The organism is Kribbella sp. VKM Ac-2566 (assembly GCF_004366005.1).
Taxonomy (GTDB): domain Bacteria; phylum Actinomycetota; class Actinomycetes; order Propionibacteriales; family Kribbellaceae; genus Kribbella; species Kribbella pratensis.
Window position 1 is genome coordinate 550,835 of the sequence record NZ_SODT01000014.1, and the last position, 13,735, is coordinate 564,569.

The window sequence follows — 13,735 nt, forward strand, 5'->3', positions numbered from 1 at the left end:
ACTGCGACTTCTCATCGATCCGGAGCGGTCCGACTACGTCGTCTGGGTGATTCGCCGAGTCTGATGCCCTCCTACGGTGAGTCCATCGTGAGGGGGCTCACCATGGCCGGACGCATGGAGCGGGGCCGGCGGCGCGTTGTGTTGCTGGTGATGGCCACGATGCTGGGGGCATCCGTGGTGTTCGGCGTGGCGGGGGTGAGTTTCGCCGCTCAGGCTGTCGACGAGGTGCACTACACGTTCACCTCGGGTACCTCGGTCGCGATCGACTGGCGTGGTGACGCCAACGACGTCCGGTGGGGGCCGACCTCCGCCTACGGCAACACCGCACAGGGGGTGGCGCCGGCGTGGACGCCGTGGTCGTCGGCCGGGCCGTTCTGGCAGCTCCAGCTGGACGGGCTCGCGCGAGGTGCGACGTACCACTACTCGATCGGGGGCGGCCCGGACAACACCTTCCACACGCCGCCGACCGGGAACTTCCGGTTCGACGCGATCGGTGACATCGGCGACACGGTGAGCTTCTCGAAACTGGGTGCGACGTTGTCGGCGATCGCCAACGACGAGCCCTCGTTCGTGCTGATGGTGGGCGACCTGACGTACGCGAACGCGCCCGGCGCAAGCATCAGCGTGATCGACCAGCACTTCAACGATGCGATGAATTCCTTCGCCACAGCGGCGGCATACATGCCGACCTGGGGCAACCACGAGTACGACGTCCCGGGATCCGACGATCTGCGCAACTACAAGGGCCGGCTGCTGATGCCGAACGCGCAGGCCTCGCCGGGCTCGCCCGCGATCTCCTGCTGCGGTAACGACTGGGGCTGGTTCGACGCAGGCCCGGTGCGGTTCATCACCTATCCGGAGCCGTGGACCGGCGCGTGGGCGGACTGGCAGACCAAGGCCAACGTGCTGATGAGCCAGGCGCAGAACGACCCGTCGATCAAGTACATCATCACCGACGGGCACCGGCCGGCGTACTCGACCGGCTACCACCCGGGCGAGGCCCAACTGGCGAGCATCCTCGACGGCTTCGGCAGCTCGTACAGCAAGTACGTACTGAACATCAATGGCCATTCCCACGACTACGAGCGCTTCCAGCCGATCCAGGGCGTCACCCACATCACCGTCGGTACGCCGAGCTCGGTGGAGCTGCCGTGGACGAGCACCGACCCGCGTACGGCCTTCCGCGCGATGCACCTGGCGCACCTGCGCGTCGACGTGTCGGACACCGGCCTGCGGATCCAGTCCGTGTGTGACCTGGCGACCAGCAAGGACGACACCACGTGTGCCCAGGGCAGCGTGCTCGACGAGTACACGATCGGTACGCCGCCGTCGACGCCACCGAAGACGCAGTACTACGTCGACAAGACGGTCCCGTGCTCGGACACCGGCCCTGGTACCGCGGATACGCCGTACTGCACGATCACCAAGGGCGTATCGCGGCTGCAGGCCGGCTACATCCTTTACATCGGCAACGGCACGTACGCCGAGAGCGTCAAGCCGTCGGTGTCCGGCACCGCCGCGGCGCCGATCACGATCACTGCCTGGCCGGGCCGAAGTCCGGTGGTCACCGGGGTCACGAACGGCGTGTACCTGTCGCAGAAGAGCTACCTCACGGTGTCCAACCTGACTGTCACCGGCACTGTTGCCGATGGCGTCTACGTCACGAAGGGCGACCATATTGTGGTCAGTGGCAACCATGTCTCGGGGTCCGGCCGCCCGCTCCAGGGCCAGACCGCGCCGGGAATCAGCATCCGGGCGACCAACTCGTCGCAGGTGCTGAGCAACACCACCGACCACAACAATGGCACCGGGATCTACATCACCAACACCAGCACAGACACCCTGGTGGCCGACAACGAGGCGAGCTTCAACGCCGAGGGCTGGCAGCGCAACGCCAACGGGATCAACGTCACCAGCGCCGGCAACACCGTGCTGCGCAACGTGACGCACGACAACGAGGACTCCGGAATCCAGTTCTTCACCGGCGGGAACAACGGCCTGGCGGCGCTGAACGTGACGTACAACAACGGCGACCACGGCATCGACGACCTGAACGTGACCGGCGGCCGGATCATCTCCAACACGGTCTACCGCAACTGCACGAGTGGCATCAACGTCGAGGGCACCTCCGGCAGCTACGTGGTCGAGAACAACGTTGCCGTCGACAACGCTGTCTACCCGGCGTACAACGGGATCGCCTGCGCCCGCAGGGCCGGGAACATCGGGGTCTGGGACTCCGCGCCGCCGACCACGACGGTCGACCACAACCTGGTGTGGCTGACGAAGTCCGGCACGCTGTACGTGTTCAAGTCGGCGTACACCTCGCTCGCCGCCATGCAGGCGGCCACCGGCCAGGAGGCCGCCGGCGTGCAGAGCGATCCGCTGTTCTTCGACGCGCCGACCTGGGACCTGCAACTCAAGGAAGGTTCCGCAGCGATCGACCGCGGTGACTCTGCCGTGTCCGGCGCGCAGCCGGCCGACATCCTCGGGAACGCCCGGGTCCGTGACCCGAACGTTGGCAACTCCATGGCCTCGGGCCCGCGCCTGTACGACGACCTCGGCGCCTACGAGTTCCAGCCTGACGTCGCACCGGCGCCGACACCTCCGACGGCTCGGCTCACCGTGTCGCCGGCGAGCGGTACGACGCCGATGGTCGTCACCGCGAACGCCGGTGCCTCGACCGATCCGCAGGGTCAGGCCCTCAGCTACAGCTTCGACTTCGGTGACGGTACCCACAGCGGCCAGCAGTCCACGAGCACCGCCACGCACACCTACACCACCGCCGGCAACTTCACCGTCTCGGTCACGGTGACGGACGCCAGTGGGCTGCATGACACGACCACACAGGCCGTCACGGCGTCCGCGCCCGCGCCGACCGCACCCACTGCACACCTCACAGTCAGCCCGGCAGCCGGGCTGACCCCGTTGCAGGTCACTGCCGATGCCGGTGCTTCGACCGACCCGCAGGGCCAGATCCTCAGCTACAGCTTCGATTTCGGTGACGGTACGGTTTCCGGTCCGCAGGCGTCGGCGTCCGCGACACACACCTACACCACCGCGGGCAGCTACACCGTGGCCGTGACAGTGACCGACACGAGCACCCTGTCCGACACCGCTTCAACCGGCGTCACTGCTACCGCGCCGGCGCCACCGTCCGCCGTACTTAATGTGACGCCCGCCACGGGGCTCCCGCCGATGCAGGTCACCGCGGACGCAAGCGCCTCGACCGACCCGCAGGGCCAGAGCCTGAGCTACACATTCGACTTCGGTGACGGCACGACCGTCGGCCCGCAGCCGGCCGCCTCGACCACCCACCTCTACACGAACTCCGGCAGCTACTCCGTCAAGGTCACTGTCACCGACGCCAGCGGCCTCAGCGACAGTACGACGCAACTCGTCACAGTCGCCGTGCCGGCGTCGCCACCGACCGCAGCCTTGACGGTATCGCCCGGAACTGGGCAGGCACCGCTACCGGTCACCGCGGACGCGAGTGGTTCGAGTGATCCGCAAAGCCAGGCGCTCAGCTACACGTTCGACTTCGGTGACGGGAGCCCGGCTGTCGGTCCGCAGAGCACTGACTCGGCAGCACATACCTACGCCGCCGGCGGCACGTACACCGTCCGCGTCACAGTCACGAACACCAGCGGACTCTCCGACACAACCACGGCAACCGTCAGCGCAGTAGTCCCACCGTCCGCCCAGCTCACGGTAACCCCGGCCACCGGCCTGATCCCGCTGCACGTCACCGCGAACGCCAGCGGTTCGACTGATCCGCAAGGACAGCCGCTCGCCTACAACTTTGACTTCGGCGACGGCACCACGACCGGGCCCCAGTCCGCAGCGACGGCTACCCACACCTACACGTCAGCCGGCACCTACACCGTGAAGGTCACCGTGACAGACAGCAGCGGGCTGTCTGACGCCGCGACTGCCACAGTCACGGCCACCCCGTTGGTAGCGCCAACGGCCGCGCTCAGCGTCACTCCCAGCTCCGGCCTAACCCCACTACAAGTCACCGCCGACGCCAGCGCTTCGACGGACCCGCAGAACCAGACCCTCACCTACGCGTTCGACTTTGGTGACGGAGCCACCACCGGCCCACAGGCCGCGTCGACGGCGACCCACACCTACACCACGGCTGGTACGTACACGGTGAAGGTCACCGTCACCGACACCAGCGGGCTGTCGGATACCAAGACCGTGACAGTGACCGCGACCCAAGCTGCGCCACCGGCCGCGGCGCTTACTGTCACACCTGCCTCGGGCCTGGCACCGCTGCAGATCACCGCGAACGCCGGCGGGTCGACCGATCCACAAGGACAGTCGCTCACCTACGCCTTCGACTTCGGTGACGGAGCCACCACCGGCCCACAGGCCGCGTCGACGGCGACCCACACCTACACCACGGCTGGTACGTACACGGTGAAGGTCACCGTCACCGACACCAGCGGGCTCTCGGCGACCAGTACGAAGGTGGTCACGGTCGCCGCGGCTCCGGCGTACGTCGGACAGGTCGGCACCGCCACCTCGAACAAGAACCAGACCTCCGCCACGATCACCACGTCACGTGCGGTCAAGGCCGGGGACCTCGTCGTACTGACCGTCCAGAGCACCATCGGAACGGCAGCCGTCACCGCAACCGACGACGCCGGTAACACCTACACGACCCTCACGACCAAGACCGACGCCTCCGGAACCCGGCAGACAGTTCTGTTCGCCACGGCCACTCGGAGCCTGGCGCTCGCGGCGCACCTCACGGTGACGTTCTCGACCGCGTCCGCGTCTCTGGTGGTTGCCGATGAGCTGACCGGCGTCACCGTCGCGGACCGGACTGTAACGGCGACGGGTACCGCAGCAACCTTCTCCTCCGGCCCGACCGGAACCCTGTCGGCTCCACACGAGCTCGCCATCAGCGTCGTCAGCCTCACCGGCGGCAAGAAGGCACCGACGTGGGCGGCCGGCTGGACGACAGCAGGAGCCATCAACACGGGCAGCAACTACCTGGCCCGTGCGTACCTCACCACCACAACCACCACCAGCCTCACCGCAACAGGCACCTCGACAGGCACCTGGACAGCAGCCACCACCACCTTCGGTCCATGAGCCGTCACGCGGTCTCGCGCACGGGCCTGGCTCGAACGATGGTCAGGTCCAGCGCCGGCGTGGCGTGAAGGGGCCGATTTGGGGTAGCGGTCGCGGGGTGAAGAGCGAACGAGATCGCGCAGAGGTGCTACCGGCGGCAAGCCTTCGTACCGCGGAGCGTCACCCTGCAAGCAGACCTCCAGGCGTGCGGGACCGAGGTCGATGCGGATCGTCTCGGCCGCGGGATGCTTACCCCTGCGCCGTGCAGCGGTGGCGCCTGAGAGACTGTGACGTTGTTGTCGGGGCTTTGGGAGAGGAACTGCGGTGTTGGTGACTGTCGGGCGGATCGGCCGGGCGCATGGGATCAAGGGCGAGGTCGGTATCGACGTGCGCACCGACGAGCCGGACCGCCGGTTCGCCGACGGAGCGACCGTCGTGACCGATGCCAAGGTGTCCCGGACCCTGACCATCGCTTCGAGCCGCTGGCACAGCGGGAAGCTGCTGGTGAAGTTCGCGGAGGTGCCTGACCGGACCGCGGCGGAGCAGCTGCGCAACCTGGTCATCCAGTCAGAGATCGACGAGGACGAGCGCCCAGAGGACCCCGAGGAGTACTACGACCGCGACCTGATCGGCCTCGCGGTCCGCACCACCGACGGTGCCGAGGTCGGCGAAGTGACCGACATCGTGCACCTGCCGGCGCAGGACCTCCTGGAGATCCGGCGTACCGCGGGGAACCTCGTGCTGGTCCCGATGGTCGAGGAACTCGTCCCGGAGATCGACATCGACAAGCGGTACGTCGTGGTGGCAGACCGCCCCGGCCTGCTCGACCCCGAGGGCGCAGAGGTGGTCCAGACCGAGCCGGGGGACTGACATGCGGCTGGACGTCGTCACGATCTTTCCGGAGTACCTGGCCGCCCTTGACGTCTCCCTGGTCGGGAAGGCGGCCAAGAGCGGTCTGCTGGACATCCACCTGCACGACCTGCGCGAGTGGACCCACGACCGCCACCGGACCGTCGACGACACCCCGTACGGCGGGGGAGCGGGCATGGTGATGAAGCCGGAGCCCTGGGGACAGGCGCTGGACGCGGTCGCCCCCGTCGACGGCCCCTCGCAGCCGCGGCTGATCGTGCCGACCCCGGCCGGGCGGCCCTTCACCCAGGAGTTCGCGTACGAGCTCGCTGCTGAGCCCTGGCTCGCGTTCGCGTGCGGCCGGTACGAGGGCATTGACGCGCGCGTGGCGTCGTACGCCGGCGAGCGGATGCGCGTCGACGAGCTGTCCATCGGCGACTACGTGCTGAACGGCGGTGAGGTTGCCGTACTCGTGATGGTCGAGGCAGTGGCGCGCCTGCTGCCCGGTGTGATCGGCAACCCGGAGTCGCTGGCGGAGGAGTCCCACTCGGGCGACGGCCTGCTCGAGTACCCGGTCTACACGAAACCGCCGAGCTGGCGCGGGTACGACGTACCTGAGGTGCTGCTGTCCGGGAACCACGCTCTGATCGCCGACTGGCGCCACGACGAGTCCGTACGGCGTACTGCGGAACGTCGGCCGGACCTCCTGGCAGCGTGGGGCGACGTGGTCGCTCAGAAGGAGAACGCCACCTCAGGGGTCCGCCTGCTGCCCGCCACGGCTGCTGACGCGGGTGAGATCCACGTACTGCAGCTGGCCGCCTTCCTGTCCGAGGCGCGGTTGTACGACGATTACACGATCCCGCCGCTGACAGACGACCCTGCCGCGACTGCCGCCCGCCTGGAGCGGGGGACCGTCCTGAAGGCTGTCGCCGGCACCCGCATCGTCGGATCGGTCCAGCTCCTGGTGGACGACACGGTCGGACAGATCGAACGCCTCATCGTTGCCCCCGACTGGCAGGGCCGGGGGCTCGGTACCCGCCTACTGCGTGCCGCCGAGCAGGTGGCGCCCGCCGAAGTCACGTCGTACACCCTGAACACGGGCGCGCAGAGTGACCGAAATCTCGCCCTGTACCGGAAAGCGGGCTACCGGGAGCTCAGCCGCGAGCCCCAGACGCCCAAGGTCGACCTGGTCCGGCTCGGCAAACGCCGCCGCCGTAAGTGATCACCCTGCGCGGTCGACGCACCGGATTTCGTCGCCGTGTGGGGCGTGTGGCAAGATTGTCTGTTGCTGCCCTTCGGTGCTCCTGCCACAGGGGGTGACCACCGACCGGCAGCCTTTTGATGACTTCATCACCACCGACATTCGTGGGTGACCTGTGGCACGCGCGAGGAAGAGACACCTGATGAGCAACGTCCTGAACGAGCTCGACAACGCGAGCAAGCGCGACGACATCCCCGCCTTCCGCCCCGGTGACACCGTCAAGGTGCACGTCAAGGTCGTCGAGGGCAACCGGTCCCGCGTCCAGGTCTTCCAGGGTGTCGTGATCCGTCGCCAGGGTGGCGGCCTGCAGGAGACCTTCACGGTCCGCAAGGTCAGCTTCGGCGTCGGTGTCGAGCGGACCTTCCCGCTGCACACCCCGATCGTCGAGAAGATCGAGGTCGTGACCCGTGGCGACGTCCGCCGCGCCAAGCTGTACTACCTGCGCGAGCTGCGCGGTAAGGCAGCGAAGATCAAGGAGAAGCGCGAAGTCCCGGCCTCCTGACGCCCGTAACGACGACGGTCACCTATGGCGCCGAGCACTGCGACTCGCGCTCGCCCTCGACCGGTATCCAAGAGGGCACGTCGCAGCAAGGGACGTCACCGCAGGCTGAAGCAGCGGAATCCGCTGCTCAGCCTGCTCGTCGAGATGAGCACCGTGACGGTGCTCGCCCTCGTCATCACGGTGGTCCTGCGGCTGTTCGTCGCGGAGGCGTTCTACGTCCCGTCGGAGTCGATGTACGACACGCTGACGAAGGACGACCGGATCCTCGCCGAGAAGATCAGCTACCTGCACCGCGACGTCGACCGCGGTGACATCATCGTCTTCAAGGACCCGGACAACTGGCTGAACGAGGAAGAGGTCAAGCCGGGCACGGTGCGCCGGATCGGTGAGTTCGTCGGCATCCTGCCGCGCAGCGGCGAGGGTCACCTGGTGAAGCGGGTGATCGGCATCGGCGGCGACCGGGTGGTCTGCTGCAACAAGCAGGGCCAGATCACCGTCAACGGCATCCCGCTGGACGAGCGGGAGTACCTCCTGAAGGACGCCAAGCCGTCCGAGCTGCCCTTCAACGTGCTGGTTCCGGCCGGTCACCTGTGGGTGATGGGCGACAACCGGGCCGAGTCCGCCGATTCCCGCGCCCACATGGGCGGCCCCGGCGGCGGATTCGTGCCGGTCGAGAACGTGGTTGGCCGGGCCTGTTGCGTAATCTGGCCGTCTGACCGGATGACGATGCTGCGTCCTCCGGAAACCTTCAAGAAGCCGGGGCTGAAGAAGTGACCGATACACCGACCAAGACGGACGCCAAACCTGCCCACCGCTCGGGCTTCGCGGCGGCCGCCCGCGAGTTCGTGCTGATCGTGGTCGGTGCCCTGATCGTCTCCTCGATCCTGCGGGCGTTCGTCGGGCAGATGTTCATCATCCCGAGCGAGTCGATGGAGAACACCCTGCTGGTCGGCGACCGGGTCGTGGTGGAGAAGCTCACCGACGTCAAGCGCGGCGACGTGGTCGTGTTCGAGGACCCGGGCGGCTGGCTCGGTGCCGAGGAGAGCGGCCAGAAGCGCGGCTCGATCGGCCGGTTCTTCGAGATCGTCGGTCTGCTCCCGGACTCCAGCCACGGTCACCTGATCAAGCGCCTGATCGGCATGCCCGGCGACAAGGTCGCGTGCTGCGACGCGAAGGGCCGGCTGCTCGTGAACGGCCAGCCGCTCGACGAGACCAGCTACCTGTATCCGGGCGACGCCCCGTCCCAGATGGACTTCCAGGTCACCGTCCCGGCCGGCCGGATCTTCGTGATGGGCGACCACCGCTCCGCCTCCGGGGACTCCCGCGTGCACCTGCAGGACCTCGACGCGAACGGCGGCAACCAGGGCGACGCGGCGTTCGTTCCGCTCAACAAGGTCACCGGGCGGGCGATCATGATCGTCTGGCCGGCGGGCCGCTGGGGCAAACTCGGCGTACCGGACACGTTCAAGGCCGTCCCGACGGCCGGTCCGGCGCCTGACAAACCCTCGATATCGCTGACGCCACCACCCAAGTAACCGTTCTGTCGCCTCGGACGCCTAGGGTGAGTTGTGTGATGCGGAGGGCTGGATGAGCGCGTTGCCGCGCGGGAGCACGGTACGGCGGGACGCCGGGCTGTACGGGTACGAGCGAGCCCTGCGGCGCGTCGGCCTGGATCCGATCGCCGGTGTCGACGAGGCCGGTCGTGGACCGTGTGCGGGCCCGCTGGTGGCTGCGGCGGTGATCCTGCCGGAGGGCAAGCGCGGTCAGATCCCGGGTCTGGCCGACTCGAAGCTGCTCACCGCGAAGGCGCGGGAGCGATGCTACGAAGAGGTCCGCAAGCGTGCCCTCGCCTGGTCGGTGGTGTCCATCGAGGCGGACGAGTGCGATCGGCTCGGTATGCACGTCGCGAACGTGCAGGCGCTCCGCCGGGCGTTGTTCCGGCTCGACGTGCGGCCGTCGTACGTGCTGACCGACGGCTTCGGTGTCGACGGTCTCGGCGTACCGGGCCTGGCGATGTGGAAGGGCGACCGGGTGGCCGCCTGCATCTCTGCCGCGTCAGTGATCGCCAAGGTGACGCGGGATCGCGTGATGGAGCACTGGGACAAGGTGTACCCGCAGTACGGGTTCGGGATCCACAAGGGGTACTGCACCCCTGAACACCAGGCGGCACTGGACGAATACGGCCCGTGCCCACAACATCGACGGCGGTTTGAGAATGTCCGCCGCAGTCTGCGGCCCGATATGGGACAGAATGTCACCAGTCCCACCGGAGTGGAGAGCCAGGCATGAGCGCTGACGACCTCGAGAAGTACGAGACCGATATGGAGCTTCAGCTCTATCGGGAGTACAAGGACGTCGTCGGGATCTTCAAGTACGTCGTGGAGACCGAACGGCGCTTCTACCTGTGCAACGCGGTCGACCTGAAGGTCCGCACCGAGGGCGGCGACGTGTACTTCGAGGTGACGATGGCCGACGCGTGGGTCTGGGACGTGTACCGTTCCGCCCGCTTCGTCAAGAACGCCAAGGTCGTCACCTTCCGCGACGTCAACATCGAAGAGCTCGCCAAGTCCGACCTGGAAGTCCCGAAGGACTCCGACTTCGGCCGCTGACCTCGTCCGCCGGCAGGCGGTTGTCCACAGTTCGAAGGTGAGGTCCGTTTCCGAGGCCTGATCCCGGCATCTTCTCTGCCGGAGGTGGTCATCGATGCGGACCAGGAACACCGTCGGACGGTACGGCGAGGATCTCGCCGCGAGGTATCTCAGCACCCATGGTTTCGCGGTGCTCGAGCGCAACTGGCGCTGCGAGTTCGGCGAGATCGACATCGTCGCGCGCGAAGGCGACACACTCGTCGTCTGTGAGGTGAAGACCCGGCGCGGGCTGAACTACGGCTCCCCGCTGGAGTCGATCACCTACCGGAAGCTGGCCACACTCCGGAGGCTGGCCGGCCGCTGGCTGCAGACCCATCAGCTCAGACCGGCCGAGATCAGGATCGACGTCATCTCGGTCCTGTTCGACCACAACACGCCACCGACCGTGGACCACGTGCGAGGTGCGATCTGATGGCCCTCGCACACACCTGGTCCGTCGCCCTGGTCGGTCTGGAGGGCCACCTGGTCGAGGTCGAGGCCGACATCGCCCAGGGCCTGCCGAAGACGACCTTGATCGGTCTTCCCGACACGTCGCTGTCCGAGGCCCGCGACCGCGTCCGCGCCGCCGTGGTGAACAGCGGGGAGCGGTTCCCCGACCGCAAGGTCACGATCGGCCTGTCACCCGCCACACTCCCCAAAACCGGCTCGCACTACGACGTCGCCATCGCTTTGTCGCTCCTCACGGCAGCCGGCGCAGTCGATCCCGGCGCGCTCCGCCGCACGGCGATCATCGGCGAACTGGGCCTCGACGGCCGCATCCGCGAGGTCCGCGGCGCGCTCGCGATGACCCTGGCCGCGTCCCGGGCCGGCTTCGACCGCATCGTCGTCCCCGACCTCAACGTCGGCGAGGCCCGCCTGGTCCCCGGCATCGAGGTGTACGGCGCTCGCTCGCTGCGCCAGGTCCTCGCCCTGCTCCGCGGCACCGAGATCCCCGACGAAGCACCACCCCGCGCCGAGCCACGCCTGGTGTCGGAGTCGCTGATCCGGCTGCCGGAGGTCGATCTCGAAGACATCATCGGCCAACGCGAGGGCCGGCGCGCCATCGAGGCCGCAGCCGCCGGCGGTCACCACCTGTTCCTGCACGGCCCACCGGGCTCAGGCAAAACCATGCTCGCCGAGCGCCTGGCCGGACTGATGCCTGACCTCAGCACGGACGACTCCCTCGAGGTCTCAGCCGTACACTCACTCGCCGGCCTGCTCACCAACGACGCCGAGCTGGTCCACCGGCCGCCGTTCATCGCGCCGCACCACACAGCGTCCCTGGCCAGCCTGGTCGGCGGCGGCACCGGCGTGCCGAGACCGGGCGCCATCAGCTGCGCGCACCGCGGCATCCTCTTCATCGACGAGGCGCCCGAAATGCATCCCCTGACCCTCGACACCCTTCGTCAGCCACTCGAGTCCGGTTTCGTCGAGGTCCACCGGGCCGCAGCCGTTGCGAAGTTCCCCGCCCGCTTCATGCTCGTCCTCGCCGCCAACCCTTGTCCCTGCGGCCTGTCCGGCACCAACCAAGGCATCTGCAGCTGCACACCACAGCATCTGGCGCGGTACCGCCAGCGGATCAGCGGCCCGATCAAGGACCGCCTCGACATCCAACGCCAGATCCTGCCGGCGGCCCGCACTGTCACCGACGGCGAACCCGTGGAGTCGACCGCCGTCGTCGCCGCCCGCGTCCAGGCCGCCCGCGATCGCCAGGCGCACCGCTACCGCGAGAGCGCCTGGACCCTCAACAGCGAGATCCCCGGCCCGGTCCTGCGTCGCGAGCACCCGCTGGACGACGCCAGCCAAAAACTCCTCGAAGAGCACTACTCCGCCGGCCGCCTTACTGCTCGAGGCTTCGACCGCGTGGTCCGCCTCGCCTGGACCTTGACCGACCTAGCCGGTGCCCCCATCCCCACCGTCGACCAAACCCACGAAGCCTTCCAACTCCGCTCAGGCGAGCCCTTGACCCAGCTAGCCGACCTCCGCCCCCTCAAAGGACACACCCAATGACCACCCACCACGCACTCCGACCCACGGTCCTCGCCTCCGCATCCCCCATCCCCGCAGCGCCCGTCCTCGCGCCAGCCGGTGTCGCACCAGCTGTCCCCACAGCAGCCGTCCGTGCAGCAACCGTTCGCGCCGCAGTTGGCCTCGGGGGAGGAGAGCCTGGGCGACCCGGGGCTGGGACTTCCGGAGCCGGGGGAGTCGGAGCCGAGGGTTCTGGCTCCGGGAGAGGAGCGGATGGCTTCGAGTCGGTTGCTGGTGGCAACGGAGATGAGGAGCGTCTGGCCCGCGCCGGTCTGTCCCGGGTGGTCGAGCCGGGCGATCTCGCCGCTCTCAAGGCATTCGAAGGCCTTCCACCGTTGGAGATCTGGGACCGCCTCCAGCACAACGCCTCCGGCTTGGAGCGCTGGTCCACGCGACTCGCCACAGCCGATCCACACCGAGATCTCGAGCGAGCCGCGGCCGCGGGTGCCCGGTTCGTGATCCCCGGCGACGACGAATGGCCGGCTGAGGTCGAAGTCCTCGACGAAGGAGGTCAGTTGACCCGCCGAGCAGGCGTACCGTTCGGTCTCTGGATCCGTGGCCGCGCGAACCTCCGCCACGCCCTCACCCGAGCCGTCGCCATCGTCGGCGCCCGCGCCTGCTCGTCGTACGGCGAACACGTATCCGCCGAACTGTCCTCCGGCCTCGCCGACAACGGCCTCACGGTCGTCTCCGGAGGCGCCTACGGCATCGACGCGGCCGCACACCGCGGAGCCCTCGCAGCGGCCGGCACGACAATCGCAGTCCTCGCCTGCGGCGTCGACGTCAGCTACCCGAAACGCAACTCCGCCCTGCTCAGCCGCATCGCCGAGGACGGCCTGGTCGTCACCGAACTCCCACCCGGCTGTGCCCCGACCAAGCTCCGCTTCCTCGCCCGCAACCGACTCATCGCCGCCATCACCCAAGGCACCGTCGTCATCGAAGCCGCAGTACGCAGCGGCGCCCTCAACACCGCCGGCTGGGCCGAGCAATGCGGCCGCCCCGTCCTGGCCGTCCCCGGCCCGATCACCTCGCGCATGTCCGCCGGCAGCCACCTACTCGTCCGCGAACGCAACGCCGTCCTGGCCACCAACGTCGCCGACATCATCGAGGCAATCTCCCCCTTCGGCACGAACCTAACCCAACCCCCGAGAGCCACCCCAACCCTCACCGACACCCTCGACCCCGACCTCCAACGAACCCTGGACGCCGTCCCAGTCCACAACCCCGCCCCCACCGACCGCATAGCCAGCACCGCAGGCCTCGACCTCCCCACCACCCAGCAATGCCTACAGACCCTCGCCGCCCTAACCCTCATAACCCAAACCCCCACCGGCTGGCGCCTACCCACCCCACCTCCGCCGTCCCCGTGACAACCACGGGCCCAAC

11 protein-coding genes are annotated in these 13,735 nt (G+C 68.2%); all 11 read left to right on the plus strand.

Going from position 1 to position 13,735, the window contains the following annotated elements; all coding sequences use genetic code 11:
• Positions 1 to 102: 102 nt before the first annotated feature.
• The 11 genes from EV647_RS36545 (at position 103) to dprA (ending at position 13,719) form a co-directional block, all read left to right on the plus strand.
• On the plus strand, positions 103 to 5,103 hold the full coding sequence (locus tag EV647_RS36545; protein ID WP_166680510.1) for a PKD domain-containing protein: 5,001 nt from the start codon (positions 103 to 105) through the stop codon (positions 5,101 to 5,103).
• Positions 5,104 to 5,406: 303 nt separating this feature from the next.
• On the plus strand, positions 5,407 to 5,952 hold the full coding sequence (gene rimM, locus EV647_RS36550) for a ribosome maturation factor RimM (RefSeq protein ID WP_134011282.1): 546 nt from the start codon (positions 5,407 to 5,409) through the stop codon (positions 5,950 to 5,952).
• A gap of 1 nt (position 5,953) precedes the next feature.
• Positions 5,954 to 7,153 (plus strand): tRNA (guanosine(37)-N1)-methyltransferase TrmD, encoded by a 1,200-nt coding sequence (gene trmD, locus EV647_RS36555; RefSeq protein ID WP_134011284.1) that lies wholly within the window; start codon positions 5,954 to 5,956, stop codon positions 7,151 to 7,153.
• 181 nt (positions 7,154 to 7,334) lie between these two features.
• On the plus strand, positions 7,335 to 7,694 hold the full coding sequence (rplS, locus tag EV647_RS36560) for a 50S ribosomal protein L19 (RefSeq protein ID WP_131291903.1): 360 nt from the start codon (positions 7,335 to 7,337) through the stop codon (positions 7,692 to 7,694).
• 144 nt (positions 7,695 to 7,838) lie between these two features.
• A complete protein-coding gene (gene lepB / locus EV647_RS36565) occupies positions 7,839 to 8,468 on the plus strand; it encodes a signal peptidase I (protein WP_238151156.1) in 630 nt (209 codons plus the stop codon).
• Positions 8,465 to 9,229, plus strand: coding sequence for a signal peptidase I (lepB, locus tag EV647_RS36570; RefSeq protein ID WP_134011286.1), 765 nt, complete (start codon positions 8,465 to 8,467; stop codon positions 9,227 to 9,229). The genes lepB (EV647_RS36565) and lepB (EV647_RS36570) overlap by 4 nt, the downstream gene beginning before the upstream one ends.
• A 52-nt stretch (positions 9,230 to 9,281) precedes the next feature.
• On the plus strand, positions 9,282 to 9,983 hold the full coding sequence (locus EV647_RS36575) for a ribonuclease HII (protein ID WP_134011288.1): 702 nt from the start codon (positions 9,282 to 9,284) through the stop codon (positions 9,981 to 9,983).
• A complete protein-coding gene (locus EV647_RS36580) occupies positions 9,980 to 10,303 on the plus strand; it encodes a DUF2469 domain-containing protein (RefSeq protein WP_012922325.1) in 324 nt (107 codons plus the stop codon). The genes EV647_RS36575 and EV647_RS36580 overlap by 4 nt, the downstream gene beginning before the upstream one ends.
• A 94-nt stretch (positions 10,304 to 10,397) precedes the next feature.
• On the plus strand, positions 10,398 to 10,754 hold the full coding sequence (locus EV647_RS36585; protein ID WP_134011292.1) for a YraN family protein: 357 nt from the start codon (positions 10,398 to 10,400) through the stop codon (positions 10,752 to 10,754).
• The gene (locus EV647_RS36590; RefSeq protein ID WP_134011294.1) at positions 10,754 to 12,331 is read left to right on the plus strand and encodes a YifB family Mg chelatase-like AAA ATPase; all 1,578 of its coding nucleotides are present in this window, start codon (positions 10,754 to 10,756) and stop codon (positions 12,329 to 12,331) included. The genes EV647_RS36585 and EV647_RS36590 overlap by 1 nt, the downstream gene beginning before the upstream one ends.
• Positions 12,332 to 12,630: 299 nt before the next feature.
• Positions 12,631 to 13,719 (plus strand): DNA-processing protein DprA, encoded by a 1,089-nt coding sequence (gene dprA / locus EV647_RS36595; RefSeq protein ID WP_202876436.1) that lies wholly within the window; start codon positions 12,631 to 12,633, stop codon positions 13,717 to 13,719.
• Positions 13,720 to 13,735 lie beyond the last annotated feature (16 nt).